Below are 16622 nucleotides of genomic sequence, written 5' to 3' on the forward strand. Positions count from 1 at the left end.
TCCTATGCTTAAATTATCTAACATTCATCACGTTGCCATCATCTGTTCAGATTATGCTGTTTCTAAGCACTTTTATCACAAAATATTAGGCCTTAAGATCCTTCGTGAAACCTATCGAGAAAGTCGCCAGTCTTACAAGCTGGATCTGGCCATTAATGACAGTTCACAAATCGAACTCTTCTCTTTTCCCAATCCGCCCGCTCGTCCTTCAAGGCCAGAAGCTCAAGGTTTACGTCATTTAGCCTTTGCCGTAGATAACCTAGACGACAGCATTGATTACTTATACCAACAAGGCATCACAACAAAAGCCATTCGAGTCGATGAACTAACTGGAAAACGCTTCACGTTTTTTGCCGACCCAGACGAGCTACCGCTTGAACTCTATGAAGCCATCTAAGCCCAGTGTTAGACAATAAAAAAGCGCACATCTGAACGATGTGCGCTTTTATTAGATTAGTTGCTTTATAGGAAGCAAAATCTTATAGAGAGTTAGCACTCTCAGCTAGGTAAGAAGCCACACCTTCTGGCGATGTTTCCATGCCTTTATCGCCTTTATTCCAACCCGCTGGGCAAACTTGACCATTTTCTTCAAAGAATTGAAGCGCATCAACAACACGAACAAGCTCATCCATGTTACGACCAATCGGCTCATCGTTTACAACTTGTGAACGTACAATGCCTTTTTGGTCAATAACAAAAGACGCACGCATCGCAACACCTGCAGGATAGTAAGAGTCGCCACCTTCAGATTCGATACCGTATGCTTTGGCAATTTCGTGATCCATATCCGCAGCAAGCGTGTACTCAACAGCACCAATACCACCCTGATCAACCGGTGTGTTACGCCAAGCATTGTGCGTGAAATGTGAATCGATAGACACACCAATCACCTCTACACCCATTTCACGGAATTTTTCCATACGATGAGACATAGCAATGATTTCAGACGGACAAACAAACGTGAAATCTAATGGGTAGAAAAATACGATCGCGTATTTACCCTTGATGGTTTCAGCTAAGTTGAAAGAGTCTACGATCTGGCCATCCGCAAGTACGGCTGGAACAGTAAAATCTGGTGCTTTTTTTCCGACTAAAATAGACATGTTAAGCGTCTCCTTTGATTTGCTTAGTTTAAATCGTTATTTGGTATTTTCAGAATATTGATATTTATTCTTCAGACTCACCAACCGCATTTTTGATTAATTCTTGTAACTCGCCATTACCGGCCATCTCAACAATAATATCACAACCACCAACCAACTCGCCTTTCACCCATAATTGAGGGAACGTTGGCCAATTTGCGAATTTTGGTAACTCAGCGCGAATGTCTGGGTTGTCTAGAATGTTCACGAAAGCGAAACGCTCGCCACAAGACATCAGGGCTTGAACCGCTTGAGAGGAAAAACCACACTGTGGTGCACGAGGATTCCCCTTCATGTACAACAAAATATCATTATTGTTAATCTGCTCTTTAATTGTTTCGATTGTGTTACTCACGCTAAAAACCTCGCTTTTTTACTATACCAATCGGGACTTAAATTTGACTAAGTGAAGCGGCCGATAAAAGTCGTTGTCGATTGCTCTTTGAAGTTGCATCAGTTTATGAGGTCTAATAGACAATTTACAACCCCATAATCCGGCTTTCGTTACACATTATCCCATCAAAGCCCCTTTACTCACATAGTCTAGTGTATTAAATTGGTCGATTCCCTTTTCAAAAGACAATTAAGGAGTCATCACGTGTCGCCAAGGCATTTTCTTACTCTGAAGGATCTATCCTCCGATGAGTTAAAACAATTATTATTACGGGCTTCTGAGCTTAAGAAAATTCATCGTGAAGGCACTTTATTCCAACCCTTAAAAAACCGAGTATTGGCGATGATCTTTGAAAAGTCATCGACTCGAACTCGCGTCTCTTTTGAAGCCGGTATGGCACAATTTGGGGGGCATGCCCTATTCTTGTCACCAAGAGATACCCAATTGGGTCGTGGTGAACCAGTAGAAGACAGCGCACGTGTTATCTCTAGCATGGTCGATGCTGTCATGATTCGTACTTTCGATCATAAGACAGTGGAAACCTTTGCAAAATTTTCCTCTGTCCCTGTGATCAACGCATTAACAGATGATTACCATCCGTGCCAACTACTGGCCGATATGCAAACCTACCAAGAACATCGAGGCTCGATTGAGGGTAAAAAAGTCGTGTGGGTCGGCGATGGTAATAATATGTGTAACTCCTACATTAATGCTGCCGCTTTATTGGACTTTCAACTGGTTGTCGCTTGCCCTAAAGGTTACGAGCCTAGTGCAGAATTGGTGGCAGAGCATCAAGATCGTGTCACTATTCTTCATGACGCACACCAAGCCGCCACCGATGCTGACTTGATCGTTACCGATGTGTTTGCCTCTATGGGACAAGAAGATGAGCAAGAACAACGCTTAAAAGATTTCGATGGTTTTCAGGTCAACGCTGAATTGATGTCAAAAGCAAACTCAGACGCTCTTTTCATGCATTGTTTACCCGCTCACAGAGGTGAAGAAGTGTCTGCTGAAGTCTTGGATCACCCAGACTCAGTTGTTTGGGACGAAGCTGAAAACCGACTGCATGCCCAAAAAGCATTACTTGAATTTTTAATCCGTCACTAAGACAATAGACAAGCTCGTTTGTACGTTTGTTGCGAACGAGCTTTTTTACATTTCAAGTATTGAATAAAACTCATCTATAGTGAACCACCATGAGCATCATTGAAGTTAGGCATTTAAAAACACTTACCGCACTGAGAGAAACAGGCAGCTTAGTAGAAGCCGCAGAGCGAGTTCATTTAACTCAATCTGCTCTCTCACATCAATTAAAAGACCTAGAAGAAAAGCTTGGATGCCCACTCTTTATCCGTAAAACCAAACCGGTTCGCTTTACCAGCGCAGGTCTGCGTTTGCTTCAGCTCGCCGACGATGTATTGATATCTTTCCGTTCTGCTCAACGCGACATTCAGCGCTTTGCCGAAGGTGAAAGTGGCCGTTTGCACATCGCGATTGAATGTCACAGTTGCTATGAATGGCTGATGCCAACCATAGATCACTTTCGCGAACATTGGCCTGATGTGGAACTTGATTTGTCCACAGCATTTGGTTTTATGCCGCTGCCAGCGCTCGCACGTGGGGATTTGGATTTGGTTGTCACCTCTGATCCACAAGACCTACCAAATATCGAATACATTCCATTGTTTCAATACGAATCTCAGGTCGCCCTGTCTCGTCATCACCCCCTTGCTAAGAAAGACTTTCTTGTACCGGAAGACTTTATCAAAGAAACACTCATTAGCTATCCCGTTGAATCGGAGAGATTAGACATTTTCAAACATTTCCTGAACCCTGCAGGGATTGCGCCGGCAAAAATTCGTCACAGTGAATTGACTCTAATGATGATGCAATTAGTCGCCAGCGGACGAGGTGTGTGTTGTTTACCAAACTGGGCGTTAACTGAATACACCAACCGTCAATACGTGATCACTAAATCACTGGGCGAAGAAGGCGTCTGGTGCAAACTCTATTTGGCGATCCGTAAAGATCAAAGAGAAAACGCCTACATGGAAGATTTAATTAATACCGCTTCTAAAACATGTTTTAAGAATTTGAAAGGCATTTTAGCGCCAGAGTTGTAAACATCGAAACAGTAAGAGAAGGTCCGTCATCAGCATTAAGACAAGGTCGTCTGATGTTGGCTTCGTGACCAAATCAAACTGAATTTTGCACCACCGGACTCACTGGCATCAATCAATACCGCACCACCATGCCAAAACGCAATACGCTGGACAATAGCCAAACCTAGGCCATATCCACCAGAAGCTCGAGTCCGGCTGTTGTCCAATCGCTGAAATGGAATAAAGACTTTATCTCTGTCTTCGAAAGCAATTCCTGGACCATCATCTTCAATGTCCACCTGCCAACGCTCAGAATCTTGAGAAAAAGTAATAGTAATCTTAGCAGCAGCGTATTTAGCTGCATTCAATATTAGGTTTTGCAGCGCTCGATTTAAATGATGCTCATCCGCCACCACAAGGTCATTTTCATCCATCCGGACTTCCACTTCCAAGTGTTTCAACAATGGATTGTTATGCTGCAAAATGCCTTCTATAAGGTCCGTCATGGAAATTTCATTGAAATTCAGTGCCAGTGAGCCGTCTTCCAACTTGCCATAGGTTAACACCTCATCAACCAATGTATTCAGTTCTTCTACATCCCCTTCCAAGGCTTCAACCGTGGTTGCAACCTCTTCATCCACTTCATCTTTCATTACTTCTAAACCAAAGCGAAGGCGAGCAATTGGCGTCCTTAATTCATGGGAAATCGCATTAATCATTTCACGCTGAACTTTTAACAAACGTTGAATATGAGAAGACATAGAGTCAAAGGAATAAGCCAACTCTTTTAGCGTACCACTGCTATCTGGAATGCCTTTGGGTAAACCACTGCGACCACGTGCAATCTGCCGAGTAATACTTTCAAAAGTTTTTCGTTTGAAATCAAGGGTCAACAATTCACGCCAAATTAGCACCAGCATAATGGCCACACCAATGCTAGAAACCGCGACAACCGTAAAGGTTAAAGAAATATAATCCCTATCTGCTGCCGATAAATATACAGGTTCAAGGGCTTCAGCATCCTTCCAGATAAAACCGTATTCACTGTAAATACCATGAACCCTTGCAATGCCTGTGAGCTCAGCCGTCACTGGCTGCGTAAAAGGCACCATAGAAACACTGGACATACTTTCGAATAAGGCTTTTTTATCTTGATAAGAGAACTGATCCGCAAAAATAAACTGGTCCAACAAAGGCTCAATTCTGAAGATAAATGGCCCTACTTTCGTACGACCAATGAGAAGAGGCGTTTCAATAGGACCAAGTGCGACCTGGTAACTGCCATCAGGCAATTTCAGCCAGCTTTTGTTTTTGAGTAAAGAAGAGATTTCATCAACACTAAAGCGTTCAGAAGGTCGCACAGTCCAGTTAAATCGGGAACTGGGCAACTCTCGACTTGCACCAGACAGAAACAATGCCGCACTGAGCTCTGCATCAACAGAAAGTAGCTGCTCGGTGCGTGTTGTCTCGTAACGAATTTGCGTGAATTCCATGACAGCATAACAAGCTGCTACGACCAAAACACCGCCTATAATGAGGTGCCGATAGAGTCGCCACATTTCTTCACGCATAAGGTCTTATACTTCTTTTACGAATAAATAACCTTTACTACGAATGGTCTTTATTCGGCGGGGATGAATCGGGTCATCACCAATTTTTGAGCGAATACGAGAAATACGAACATCAACAGAACGGTCTTGACCATCGTATTCAATCCCACGTAGTTCACCAAAGATTTCTTCACGACTAAGAATTCGGCCAGCACTGCTCGCCAATAGCCAAAGCAGATCAAATTCTGCACTAGTGAGCTCCACCTCTTCGTTCGACAACCAAGCTTCTCGGCGAGAGTTATCAATTTTCAATGGACCAAAAACTAGATTCTGCTCTTCCTTCGTTGCATCAAGTGTCAAATCAACATCTTGTGTGCTTCGACGAAGCAATGATTGAACTCTAGCTAGCAAGACTCGCGGCTTCGCTGGCTTGGATACGTAATCATCTGCGCCAATCTCTAGACCAAGAATCTGATCGACATCGTCACTGCGGGCAGTCAGCATCAAAATTGGGCCCTTGTAGTCATTGCGAACGCTACGACATACCGTAAAACCGTCTGCTCCTGGTAACATTAAATCCAAAATAACCAGAGAAGGTTGTTCATTTACAATTCGGCTGATGGCCTTGCGTCCATCAGGTTCAACGCTCACACTAAAACCGTTTTTTTGTAAATACTCTTGGGTGAGCGAGGCCAAGCGCTCATCATCCTCAACAATCAAAATTGTTTGGTCTTCATTCACACTCATGGGCAGTCCTCGTCCAATTTCTGCTTTAGTTTTAATTACTTATAAATAAACAAGCTTAACTTCAATCTACTAGAAGATTTTGAATTTGTCTAACTCTGTCACGATTAATTCCAAAATCAGAATAACCAACACGTGATGCCGAGCGAATATGCACAACACTGTCACTTTTCGGTAAATAAAACTCAATATCATCAATATAGCCAACAATGTCACTTTCTACCTCAAAGTGCGCATAACCTAGCGAATGATCAACTAATTTAGCACCTTGTCGCAGCATATAAGCTTCAATTCGTAGCTGCACATCTTGACGATTGCCGGAATACACCAGTGGCTCAGCGAAGTGAACCTCATCGGACTGATCCGCTTGAGTAGAAATACAATTTGGCGAGCTAAAACAAAGCTTCAACTGCCCATTTGTAACGCCTAATCCTTCTGGCATCTGATTGTTCATTTTGACGTAAACAAAAAAGCCTGCGAGCAATACTACAATCAACACAATCATCCAGCGAACCATGCTTATTCTATCTCCAACCTTGAACCATATTTATCGAAATGATCTTTTACCAGGCTTCTTCGGCTTAAATTCTGGTTTTTCACTTGATTGCCAATCAAAGCCTTTAGCACGACGAGCACCACCTGCTGTCGTCTTATTCTTGTTACGCTTCATGTCCAGTTTTTGCTGCTGAGTCTTAGGTTGGGTTACCGTAGACTGTAAATCGACCAGATCGCATAATGCATTCACCTCATCGTTTTCCATCTCAACCCAACGACCAACCTTGGCTTTTGATGGTAAGAAAACCGGTCCAAAACGAACGCGCTTCAAACGGTTTACTTTCACGCCTTGGGACTCCCAAAGGCGACGAACTTCTCGGTTACGACCTTCCATCAAACAAACATAAAACCAATGATTAATACCTTCACCACCACCATCGACGATGTCGGTGAATTTTGCCGGACCATCTTCAAGGTTCACACCTTTTTTTAGATTGTCTAAATTTTCGTCCGTTACTTCTCCCATCACTCGTACCAAGTACTCTCGGTCGATTTCTGTGGAAGGGTGCATCAGACGATTGGCCAACTCGCCATCGGTTGTAAACAACAGTAGGCCAGAGGTATTGATGTCTAAGCGACCAACCGCAATCCAGCGTTCACCACGTAATTTAGGCAGCTTTTCAAATACCGTTGTACGACCTTCTGGATCTTTACGAGTACAGACTTCACCTTCAGGTTTGTTGTAAATGATGACGCGGCGATTGGCACCCGCTTCCGTCGCCACGATGGCATAACCATCAATGGTAATAGAATCCGTGATGCTGACACGATCACCCAAAGTTGCCACTTCGCCATTGACCATGACGCGACCTTCGCGGATACGGTTTTCCATTTCACGTCGAGAACCTTGTCCTGCACGTGCTAATACTTTCTGTAACTTTTCGTCCATTACGAACCTCTTTTGGGGAATGCTTCTCAGCAACCTATATCAACAAATTTCAATCTTTAATACCCTGTATTATAAGCCAGACAAACAGGGGCTAACAGCTGAAAATACAACAATTTACGTAAATGGTGCTGGATCACCAGCCCCAATTCGAACGACCTCGATGCTATCGGCCTCCATTGCCACTACAGTAGTTGGTTGAAAGCCACAAAACCCGCCATCAATTACTAAATCTAGAGCATGTTCTAAGGTATCGCGAATGTCATACGGATCCGTCATTGGATCGGTTTCACCCGGCAAGATCAAAGACGAACTCATGATCGGCTCACCCAGTTCCTCCAACAAAGCAGAGACAATGCGATTATTTGGTACACGAATACCAATGGTCTTGCGTTTTGGGTGCAATAAACGCCTTGGCACTTCGGAGGTTGCTGAAAAGATGAAAGTGTAAGGACCTGGTGTATTACTTTTTAACAATCGATATAAACGATTATCAAAACGAGCGTAGGTCGAAATTTCAGATAAATCTCGACACACTAGGGTGAAGTTGTGTTTGTCGTCTAAGCGACGAATGGCACGTACTCTATCTAACGCCGATTTATCTCCCAGATGACAACCCAAGGAATAGCCACAATCCGTTGGATACGCAATCACACCACCTTGACGAATCACTTCTGCCGCTTGTTTTATCAAGCGAATTTGTGGATTCTCTGGATGTATTTGAAAAAATTGACTCATACTTCTCTCCACCTCACATAAGAGGTTGTTCTGCCCTGATCATGCTCAATGCCAATGTTGCCAAACCAAATCCACCTGACTCTCATGAATTTGAGTAAATTTACCGACCTGCATCCAAGGCCCAAAAGGGCCATGATAATCGCTCCCAGCAGAGGCTTTTAAACCAAAGGTTGTGGATAAGGACTCCAATAGACGAACATGGTCTGGACGTTCATTACCGGAAGCCACTTCGATACCAGTCCCACCCCACTTACTAAAATCCCCTAATAAGCGACGTAATTTGGTCACCGTTAATGGGTAACGTTTCGGATGCGCCAAGATCAGCTCCATCCCCTGTTCCGATAACGCACCCAAGACATCCTCCAGCTCTGGCCAAACATCTCTTAGCTTGCCCAAACGTTTATTACCTAGATAACGATCAAACGCTTTATTGGTGTCTTTCACTAGCCCTTTCTCAACCAAAAGCTGAGCAAAATGAGGCCGCCCTAATTGGCTTTCTCCTGCAAGCGCGATGGCTTCATCAAATAAGTCAGGCAAGCCTTGCTTTACCAACAAATCGGCAATGCGTCTTGCTCTATCTAGGCGTATGGTTTGATTTTGTTTCACTATCGCCTGCAACGCCGAGTTATCATCACTGAAATTCAACGCGACCATGTGTAAAGGAATGCCATTCCACTGGGTCGATAATTCCACACCATTGATAAAGTTTAGATTATGTTCGGCCGCTCGTTGTCGAGCTTCACTTAAACCATCCAATGTGTCGTGGTCTGTTAACGCAAACAAGCTCACTTTTTGCTCAGCCGCCAAGTCAATTAATTGCGTCGGTGAAAGCTTGCCATCGGAACGTGTGGAATGGGTATGTAAATCGACTTTTCGGTAACTCGCAGCTTCTGGCATAGACGGACTGTTCTTTAAAAGGAATGATGGTTATTATAAGCCAGCATACATAAATTGGTTTTTATATGAAATTACTATTCGATTTTCTTCCCATTGTTATCTTTTTTGTTGTCTACAAAATGACAGGCGACATCATTTTAGCGACCGCGGTCTTAATTCCAGCAACTCTTCTGCAAGTTGGCTACACCTGGCTGAAGCACAAAACGGTGGAAAAAATGCACCTTGTGTCCCTCGCGCTTGTTGTATTGCTTGGAGGCGCCACCGTACTGATGGGTGATGGCGATTTTATTAAGTGGAAACCCACCATAGTGAATGGACTGTTTGCCATTGTGTTTTTTGGCAGCCAATTCATTGGCAACAAAAACATCATTCAACGCATGATGGGAGACAAGTTAGAGTTACCTTTTAAAGTGTGGCGCACATTAAACCTCGCTTGGGTTGGATTCTTCATTGTATCCGGTGTGACCAACCTCTATGTGGCCTTCAATTTCAGTGAAGACATCTGGGTAGACTTTAAACTTTTCGGTCTTTTGGGAATGACGGTAGTCTTTATCATTCTGCAAGGCATTTACTTGTCTTCACACTTACAGAATAAGGAATAACTATGCTGTATTCTATTGTTGGGCAAGACGCAGCAAACAGTCTAAGTGCACGTCAATCGGTACGTCCTGCTCATCTTGAGCGTTTAGAAGCTTTACAAAAAGAAGGTCGCTTGGTATTGGCCGGCCCGAATCCTGCGATAGAGTCAGATACTCCAGGGGAAGCTGGCTTTACAGGCAGCATCATTATTGCTGAGTTTACCGACCTAGAAGCGGCAAAAACTTGGGCCGAAGCGGACCCTTATGTGGCAGCAGGTGTCTATCAATCGGTAGAAGTAAAGCCTTTTAAACAGGTTTTCCCGAACTAATCACACGAAGATGTGTTAACTATCTCAGTATACTGAGTAAAAGCGAAGAGACTCATCTTCGCTTTTTTTATGTCTAATATTAAAAGTTTCGAGGCTTTTTGTCTTTCACATCTGAGTGACCAAGATCGCGCTCAGGATCAATCACATCACGCAATCTTTGCTTGAGCACCTTGGCTTCAGGAAACCCTTCTTCCGCTTTACGGCACCAAATTTCTTCCCCGTTGACTCTGACTTTAAAAATACCACCTTGACTCGGCAACAAGGTCACACTTTTGATATCATCATCAAAGGTTGTCAGCAGCTCTTGTGCTAACCAAGCCGCGCGTAACATCCAGCGACATAAAGTACAATATTCAATTTCAACCACTGCCGTTCGCATTTGCTTTCTCCAACAAGTAAATAAATGGCCACATAGAAAAACGCCTCATGTTTAGAGGCCAAACCTAAAAGGAAACCGTTTCATGCGTCACCTTATTTTGACTGCCCTCGCCTTACTGGCTTTCAGCGCCCAAACTCAAGCGACACAAGTAGATATTGTAACGTCACAGGGCACAATTCGAGTAGATTTAAATGAACAAGCCGCACCAAAAACGGTGGCCAACTTTTTGCGTTATGTAGATGAAGGCTTTTACAACGACACTATCTTCCATCGTGTTATGCGCGGCTTTATGATTCAAGGTGGTGGTTTTACCCAAGACATGGGGCGCAAATCCACCCACAAAGCCGTTGCCTATGAAGGCGACAATGGCCTTGCTAATAATCGTGGTACCTTGGCTATGGCCAGAACACAAGATCCAAACAGTGCCACCTCACAATTCTTTATTAATCAAGTGGACAACCATTTTCTGAATCATGGTGCACGTGGTGGCGCAGGCTACACCGTTTTTGGCTCTGTACTAGCGGGTATGGAGGTAGTTGATGAGATTGCCGCCAGCCACACCCGTAAAGTAGGTCCTTATGAAAATGTCCCTAGCACACCAGTTATGATCGAGAGCATCAGACGTGTTGAATAGTTATCGCCTTGATTCCCCAAAGCTGGATTGGAGCGCCGACGGTGCGCCCATTTCCAGTGAATTTGATGATGTCTACTTCGATCGAGAATCCGGTTTAGAAGAAACTCGATACGTATTCTTAAAGCATAATCATTTGCCCGACCGTTGGTCTGCCATGCAACAAGGCCATTTTGTGATTGCGGAAACAGGCTTTGGCACAGGGTTAAATTTTCTATGCGCATGGCAAAGCTTTATCGAAAACGCGCCGATCGATAGGCAATTGCATTTCATCTCGGTTGAAAAGTTTCCCATGAGCAAAGATGCCTTGCGCTCCGCACTCAAAATGTGGCCGTCACTACAGGCCTATAGTGATGAGCTCATCGCTGCGTATCCTGAACTTTGCCATGGTTTGCACCGTATTCAGCTCGCCCAAGGCCGAATCCAACTTTCCTTATGGTTTGGTGAAGCCGAAGACGGTTTCACCGCCCTTGATGCCAATGTGGACGCCTGGTTTCTAGATGGCTTCGCACCGAGTAAAAACCCGGAAATGTGGAGTGATAAACTCTTTCACCACATTCACCGACTGAGTCATCAAGGCACCACGTTTGCCACCTTTACCGCCGCCGGCCTTGTTCGTCGCGGTTTACAAAAAGTGGGATTTGAAGTGCATAAAGTAAAAGGCTTTGGTCATAAAAGAGAAATGGCCATTGGCCGACTCACTCATTCCGCCTCACTGCCAGAACGCATGTCACAAGGCCAAGCTTGGTTTAATGTCAGGTCCAGCAAACCAAATCACATCACCAAGGTCTTAGTGGTTGGTTCAGGTTTAGCGGGAGCAAATACAGCCTATGCCTTAGCAAAACAAGGTGTAAAGGTAACCGTATGGGAACAAGATCACTTAGTTGCCAATCGGGCTTCAGGTAACCCTCAAGGTATGCTTTATCCCAAATTAGCTTCGCAGGATACGCCGGTGAATCGCTTTTATCTCAGTGCTTTTTTACACGCTACACGGCACTACCAACAGCTCGATCAAAAGAGCGCTTTTTGGGGTGCTTGCGGTTTAATACAGATCCCAAAAAACGATCAAGAAAAGCAGCGCTTTGAAAAATTACTGAATGGAAAACGTTACCCAGAATCCGTGTTACAAGCCTCTAAAGATAGAGACGATAGCCTTTATCTGCCCTTATCTGGCTGGGTAGCACCAAACCCTTTGTGTCAAACGCTGCTTGATCACCCAAATATTACAGTACAACTAAATACCCGTTTAGAAGAATTGGTTGGCGTAACAGATCAAGCCAAACTCGACCTAGGTGAGCGCTGGATCGCGAAGAATGGACAAGATCATGACGTCTTCTCTCATGTGGTGGTTTGCACTGCGAATGACACGGACAAAATTGCCGCCATTCCAGCCACACCGACTTACGCCATTCGAGGCCAAGTGGCCAACATCGCACTGTCCAAAGCACAACAAAGCTGTTTTCAGGCCATCAACAGTGACAACCCACTGAAGCTAGATAAAGTGTTGTGTGAATTTGGCTATGTTTCGCCACCACTGAACGATCAAGTTCATTTTGGCTCAACATACGATTTGAATGATCAAGACCAGACGGTGCGTCTTGAAGGGCATCGACGAAATATAAAAATATTAGAAAGCTTATTGAACTTACCCAGCGAAACCTTTAACCCAGAAGACTGCGAAGGACGGGTCTCGTTTCGTTGTGCGGTGCCAGACTACACACCAATCATTGGTCCGATTCAATCGCCGCAGGCGTATCGGGAACATTATGCTCAACTGAGTCGAAATGCGAAGTGGCAATGCAATAACATTGCCGAAGAAACCAGTCAACTGTATTTAAACATCGGCCACGGCTCCCGAGGTTTGGTCTCTACACCTCTAAGTGGTCACTACTTGGCAAGTTTAATTTTGGGGACACCTTCACCTTTAGAACAAAAGGTCAGCCACATATTGCACCCTAGTCGCTTTTTAATTCGTGAAATGAAACGCAGTCAATGACATTAAAAAGCCTCTCTTTGCTTCTTACTCAAGGCTAGCCTTGGAGGAAGTAAAGGATGAGGCTTTTTAAAGACGGCCAATTGGCTTTAGGATTCAAACAGCTCGCAAGCACTAGGAATCAAATCGGCAAAACGCGTCGCGGTCTGTGGACGCATGACAATTTCATTGAGATTCGGCGACAAAGTTTGCAGCGTTTTACTGAGTTGTTGCAAACTCGGGTTCATTGGCTCATAAGGATATTCATGATCCTGTAAACTCAGCTTATGCAGTTCGTCTAATTCATCTTGTAAAATGGATTTCATGGCAAAAAAACGATCTTTTTGATCAATATCGTTGGTTTCCCAATAGGCATCTGAAAAACAGGCATTTAGTTCATAAAATATGTGCAATGCATCAGCAACATTTTTTTTAGTCATATTATCTCCAACTTTGTTGAGCAATCTAACACTTGCCCCTTGTAATGTTTAACCCTAACCTTATAACCTACATTCTAAACTTGAATTAACATAGGTGAATACCCCTTGAGCGTATCAATGAGTCATGCTGTGACATCTGACAATTTATGGCAATCTTTACAGGCTGAAGCTAAAAAGCTAGCCCAAGATGAACCCATCCTGGCCAGTTATTTTAACACCACCATATTACGTCATGACTCTTTGTGTTCTGCGTTAAGTTTTTTGCTCGCCAGCAAGTTAGACAGTATTTCTATCCCCGCTATGGTGTTACGCGAGGTTTTCGAAGAAGCCATGGCCGATACTCACTCTGGCATTGTCCGCTGCATCGAGCAAGACATTTTAGCGATTAATGAACGGGATGCTGCTTGCGACGGCTTCACTACGCCACTGCTATTTTTCAAAGGCTTCCACGCACTGCAGACCTATCGAGTGGCAAACTGGCTATGGAAAAATAATAGAAGAAGCTTGGCATTATATCTACAAGGTCAAATGTCGATGGCATTCAGTGTCGACATTCACCCTGCGGCCACCATAGGCTGCGGTGTCATGCTTGATCACGCCACAGGCTTAGTGGTCGGTGAAACCTGTGTCATTGAGGACAACGTGTCCATCCTGCAATCGGTTACCCTTGGTGGTACCGGCAAAGAGCATGGCGACCGTCACCCTAAAATACGCTCAGGCGTGCTGATCGGTGCGGGCGCGAAAATTCTTGGCAACATTGAAGTAGGTGAAGGGGCGAAAGTGGGCGCTGGTAGCGTGGTACTAGAACCCGTTGAACACCACACCACTGTCGCTGGCGTTCCAGCAAAAGTGGTTGGTCGAAACACTGAGGAAGAACCTGCCTTGGTGATGGATCATAACATCAACCATTGCTTGCGAGATTGCGACAAAACAACCTCTTAAAGTTTGACAAAACTCCCCTTAAAGACAATAACGACCTCACATGAGGTCGTTATTGTCCAATGCTGACTTAGACACCATGGTGATGGTTTCGCTTTCCGTATCAAATAACAATACGGCCTCACCCGTCTGCAATACGCGTAATGCTTGCTCACGCTTCTGAAGCGCCGATAACTCATAATTTCCGTAATCGGTACCCTCTCTCGAAACGATATCATCCAGAATGTTTTCCAGCGTTTCTGTGGTCAGTGAATCATAAGGAATGAGTGTGTCCATTTAGATGACTCCATGTTCTTCAAACAAAGCAATAACGCCAGCTTCATCAATGATCGGCACATCCAAAGATAGTGCTTTGGTTAATTTTGAGCCGGCTTTTTCGCCAGCGACTAAGCAATCGGTTTTTGCTGACACAGAACCACTGACTTTCGCCCCCAGCCCCTGCAATTTATCCTTCACTTGATCACGACTAAACTGGCTCAAAGATCCCGTTACCACATAAGTTTTACCCGCTAAAGGCAACTCGCCTTGATCTTCGGCGTGTTTGGTCTGCCAAACCACGCCTGCCTCCAACAACCCCTGAATGGTTAAGCGATTCACCTCTTGATCAAAAAACATTCGAACATGTTGCGCCACAATCGGACCAACGTCTTCGACTTCCACCAAGGCTTCTTGATCCGCGCTCATCAAAGCCTCTAGTTCGGTAAAGTAGTTGGTCAGCGCACGAGCGGTCGCCTCGCCCACTTCACGAATACCTAACGCATAAATAAAGCGATTAAACTGGGTCTGTTTAGCCGCTTCAATGGAGGTCAATAAATTGTCGACTGATTTCTGTCCCATGCGTTCCATGGCCAGCAGTGCGGTTTTCTGATCCGTTAAACGAAAAATATCCACCGGCGTTTTAACCAGTTTTTGATCAACTAACTGTTCAATCAACTTATCCCCTAAGCCATCAATGTCCATGGCTTTACGAGACACAAAATGCTTTAAAGATTCTTTCAATTGAGCACCGCATACCAGCCCACCGGTACAGCGCACCACGGCTTCGCCTTCTACTTGCTCCACGTCTGACCCACAGACAGGGCAAGCGGAGGGAAATACCACAGAAGACGAATCGTCAGGACGTTTCTCTTGCAGAACTTGCACCACTTGCGGAATCACGTCACCTGCGCGACGAATCACCACATAGTCTTTTACTTGCACTCCTAAGCGCGCAATTTCATCTTTATTATGCAAGGTCGCATTCGACACCGTTACACCACCAACAAAAACTGGCTCTAAACGGGCTACTGGAGTAATCGCACCAGTTCGGCCGACTTGAAAATCAATGCCCAGCACTTGAGTCATTTCTTCTTGTGCAGGGAATTTACGTGCAATGGCCCAACGCGGTGCACGCGCAATAAACCCCAACTGATTCTGCAAGCTAATGTCATCGACTTTGTAGACTATGCCATCAATGTCATAGGACAAACCCGCTCGCTTTTCGCTCAGCATGTCATAATATTCAATACACCCTTGAGCACCTTTGACTCGCGCCATCAGATCATTAGTACGAAAGCCCCACTCACTCAGTTGCAGCAGGCCATCATAATGACTACCTGGCTGTTGCCAACCTTCTACATAACCAATGGAGTATGCACACATCACCAAAGGACGTGATGCTGTCACTTTCGGATCCAACTGTCGTAAGCTACCCGCTGCCGCATTACGTGGATTAACAAAGGTTTTCTCACCCAGTTCCGCCGCTTGCTGGTTCAGCTTATCAAAGCCGTCTTTTGGCATATAAATTTCACCACGTACTTCCAACACGGCAGGCGGAGTCTCTGTTCTTAATTTTAGCGGCACAGAATATAAGGTTTTAATGTTGGAGGTAATGTCCTCACCGGATAAACCGTCCCCTCGAGTAACGCCCCGCACTAAGCGACCATTTTCATAACGTAGACTAATGGCCAAACCATCTAATTTAGGCTCGCAGCAATACACTATTTCTTGTTCAGCACCGAGTAGCTTAGTCACACGCTGATCAAAGTCTTGTAGTGACTCATCGTCAAACGCATTATCAAGGGACAACATAGGCACAGTATGCGCCACATTGGCGAAACCATTATCAGGCTTTTCACCAACACGTTGAGTGGGCGAATCCGTTTGAATCCAATCTGGGTGTTCTGCTTCCACAGCTTGCAATAAGCGATATTGGCGATCGTACTCAGCGTCTGGCACCATGGGCGCATCTTTAACATGATAGGCATAGCTGTAATCGTTCAACTGCTCAATTAGAGCCAGCATTTGTTCACGATTCATTGTGTTCTCTTGACTCATAAATCCACTCAAAATATATCGTCTAAA

Annotated in this window: 20 protein-coding genes; 8 read left to right on the forward strand and 12 right to left on the reverse strand. The window is 44.6% G+C overall.

Annotation, left to right across the window (positions count from 1 at the left end; genetic code table 11):
* Positions 1 to 4 precede the first annotated feature (4 nt).
* Complete coding sequence (gloA2, locus tag ACHUFM_RS10595; RefSeq protein ID WP_394182169.1) at positions 5 to 397, forward strand: SMU1112c/YaeR family gloxylase I-like metalloprotein; 393 nt, start codon at positions 5 to 7, stop codon at positions 395 to 397.
* 82 nt (positions 398 to 479) lie between these two features.
* On the opposite strand, the gene ACHUFM_RS10600 is transcribed toward gloA2, so the two are convergent.
* Entirely contained in the window at positions 480 to 1103 is a 624-nt protein-coding gene (locus ACHUFM_RS10600) for a peroxiredoxin (protein WP_394182171.1), read from the reverse strand.
* 64 nt (positions 1104 to 1167) lie between these two features.
* Positions 1168 to 1497 (reverse strand): Grx4 family monothiol glutaredoxin, encoded by a 330-nt coding sequence (gene grxD / locus ACHUFM_RS10605; protein WP_394182173.1) that lies wholly within the window; start codon positions 1495 to 1497, stop codon positions 1168 to 1170.
* 243 nt (positions 1498 to 1740) lie between these two features.
* On the opposite strand from grxD, the gene argF reads away from it, so the two are divergent.
* Together argF and ACHUFM_RS10615 are read left to right on the forward strand one after the other, a co-directional pair.
* Complete coding sequence (gene argF / locus ACHUFM_RS10610; protein WP_394182175.1) at positions 1741 to 2646, forward strand: ornithine carbamoyltransferase; 906 nt, start codon at positions 1741 to 1743, stop codon at positions 2644 to 2646.
* Between the two features lie 89 nt (positions 2647 to 2735).
* The gene (locus tag ACHUFM_RS10615) at positions 2736 to 3662 is read left to right on the forward strand and encodes a LysR family transcriptional regulator (protein ID WP_463514365.1); all 927 of its coding nucleotides are present in this window, start codon (positions 2736 to 2738) and stop codon (positions 3660 to 3662) included.
* A gap of 35 nt (positions 3663 to 3697) precedes the next feature.
* On the opposite strand, the gene ACHUFM_RS10620 is transcribed toward ACHUFM_RS10615, so the two are convergent.
* The 6 genes from ACHUFM_RS10620 to ACHUFM_RS10645 all read right to left on the reverse strand — a co-directional run bounded on the left by ACHUFM_RS10620 (position 3698) and on the right by ACHUFM_RS10645 (position 9011).
* Positions 3698 to 5212 carry an ATP-binding protein gene (locus ACHUFM_RS10620; protein WP_394182177.1) on the reverse strand — a complete coding sequence of 505 codons (1515 nt, stop codon included), beginning with the start codon at positions 5210 to 5212 and terminating at the stop codon, positions 3698 to 3700.
* Between the two features lie 6 nt (positions 5213 to 5218).
* The gene (locus tag ACHUFM_RS10625) at positions 5219 to 5938 is read right to left on the reverse strand and encodes a response regulator (RefSeq protein WP_394182179.1); all 720 of its coding nucleotides are present in this window, start codon (positions 5936 to 5938) and stop codon (positions 5219 to 5221) included.
* Between the two features lie 61 nt (positions 5939 to 5999).
* On the reverse strand, positions 6000 to 6440 hold the full coding sequence (locus tag ACHUFM_RS10630) for a DUF1499 domain-containing protein (RefSeq protein WP_394182181.1): 441 nt from the start codon (positions 6438 to 6440) through the stop codon (positions 6000 to 6002).
* 42 nt (positions 6441 to 6482) lie between these two features.
* Complete coding sequence (gene rluB, locus ACHUFM_RS10635; RefSeq protein WP_394182183.1) at positions 6483 to 7379, reverse strand: 23S rRNA pseudouridine(2605) synthase RluB; 897 nt, start codon at positions 7377 to 7379, stop codon at positions 6483 to 6485.
* 114 nt (positions 7380 to 7493) lie between these two features.
* Entirely contained in the window at positions 7494 to 8114 is a 621-nt protein-coding gene (locus ACHUFM_RS10640) for an L-threonylcarbamoyladenylate synthase (protein ID WP_394182185.1), read from the reverse strand.
* A 45-nt stretch (positions 8115 to 8159) separates the two neighbouring features.
* Positions 8160 to 9011 (reverse strand): PHP domain-containing protein, encoded by an 852-nt coding sequence (locus ACHUFM_RS10645; RefSeq protein WP_394182187.1) that lies wholly within the window; start codon positions 9009 to 9011, stop codon positions 8160 to 8162.
* 65 nt (positions 9012 to 9076) lie between these two features.
* Between ACHUFM_RS10645 and ACHUFM_RS10650 the strand changes: the two genes are divergently transcribed.
* The gene (locus ACHUFM_RS10650; protein ID WP_063333759.1) at positions 9077 to 9613 is read left to right on the forward strand and encodes a septation protein A; all 537 of its coding nucleotides are present in this window, start codon (positions 9077 to 9079) and stop codon (positions 9611 to 9613) included.
* Between the two features lie 2 nt (positions 9614 to 9615).
* On the forward strand, positions 9616 to 9918 hold the full coding sequence (locus ACHUFM_RS10655; protein ID WP_394182189.1) for a YciI family protein: 303 nt from the start codon (positions 9616 to 9618) through the stop codon (positions 9916 to 9918).
* 79 nt (positions 9919 to 9997) lie between these two features.
* On the opposite strand, the gene ACHUFM_RS10660 is transcribed toward ACHUFM_RS10655, so the two are convergent.
* A complete protein-coding gene (locus tag ACHUFM_RS10660) occupies positions 9998 to 10297 on the reverse strand; it encodes an Rdx family protein (RefSeq protein WP_394182191.1) in 300 nt (99 codons plus the stop codon).
* Between the two features lie 82 nt (positions 10298 to 10379).
* Here ACHUFM_RS10660 and ACHUFM_RS10665 point away from each other — a divergent pair, with 82 nt between their 5' ends.
* Both ACHUFM_RS10665 and mnmC read left to right on the forward strand, forming a co-directional pair.
* Entirely contained in the window at positions 10380 to 10931 is a 552-nt protein-coding gene (locus ACHUFM_RS10665; RefSeq protein WP_394182193.1) for a peptidylprolyl isomerase, read from the forward strand.
* Positions 10921 to 12924, forward strand: coding sequence for a bifunctional tRNA (5-methylaminomethyl-2-thiouridine)(34)-methyltransferase MnmC2/FAD-dependent 5-carboxymethylaminomethyl-2-thiouridine(34) oxidoreductase MnmC1 (gene mnmC, locus ACHUFM_RS10670; protein ID WP_394182195.1), 2004 nt, complete (start codon positions 10921 to 10923; stop codon positions 12922 to 12924). The genes ACHUFM_RS10665 and mnmC overlap by 11 nt, the downstream gene beginning before the upstream one ends.
* A gap of 86 nt (positions 12925 to 13010) precedes the next feature.
* Here mnmC and ACHUFM_RS10675 read toward each other — a convergent pair whose 3' ends face one another.
* The gene (locus ACHUFM_RS10675; RefSeq protein ID WP_063333764.1) at positions 13011 to 13340 is read right to left on the reverse strand and encodes a hypothetical protein; all 330 of its coding nucleotides are present in this window, start codon (positions 13338 to 13340) and stop codon (positions 13011 to 13013) included.
* Between the two features lie 117 nt (positions 13341 to 13457).
* On the opposite strand from ACHUFM_RS10675, the gene cysE reads away from it, so the two are divergent.
* The gene (cysE, locus tag ACHUFM_RS10680) at positions 13458 to 14282 is read left to right on the forward strand and encodes a serine O-acetyltransferase (RefSeq protein WP_063333765.1); all 825 of its coding nucleotides are present in this window, start codon (positions 13458 to 13460) and stop codon (positions 14280 to 14282) included.
* Positions 14283 to 14318: 36 nt separating this feature from the next.
* On the opposite strand, the gene ACHUFM_RS10685 is transcribed toward cysE, so the two are convergent.
* Together ACHUFM_RS10685 and ligA are read right to left on the reverse strand one after the other, a co-directional pair.
* Entirely contained in the window at positions 14319 to 14555 is a 237-nt protein-coding gene (locus tag ACHUFM_RS10685; protein WP_394182197.1) for a YheU family protein, read from the reverse strand.
* On the reverse strand, positions 14556 to 16577 hold the full coding sequence (ligA, locus tag ACHUFM_RS10690; protein WP_394182199.1) for an NAD-dependent DNA ligase LigA: 2022 nt from the start codon (positions 16575 to 16577) through the stop codon (positions 14556 to 14558).
* Positions 16578 to 16622 lie beyond the last annotated feature (45 nt).

The organism is Marinomonas posidonica, assembly GCF_043643765.1.
In the GTDB taxonomy this organism is placed as follows: domain Bacteria; phylum Pseudomonadota; class Gammaproteobacteria; order Pseudomonadales; family Marinomonadaceae; genus Marinomonas; species Marinomonas posidonica_A.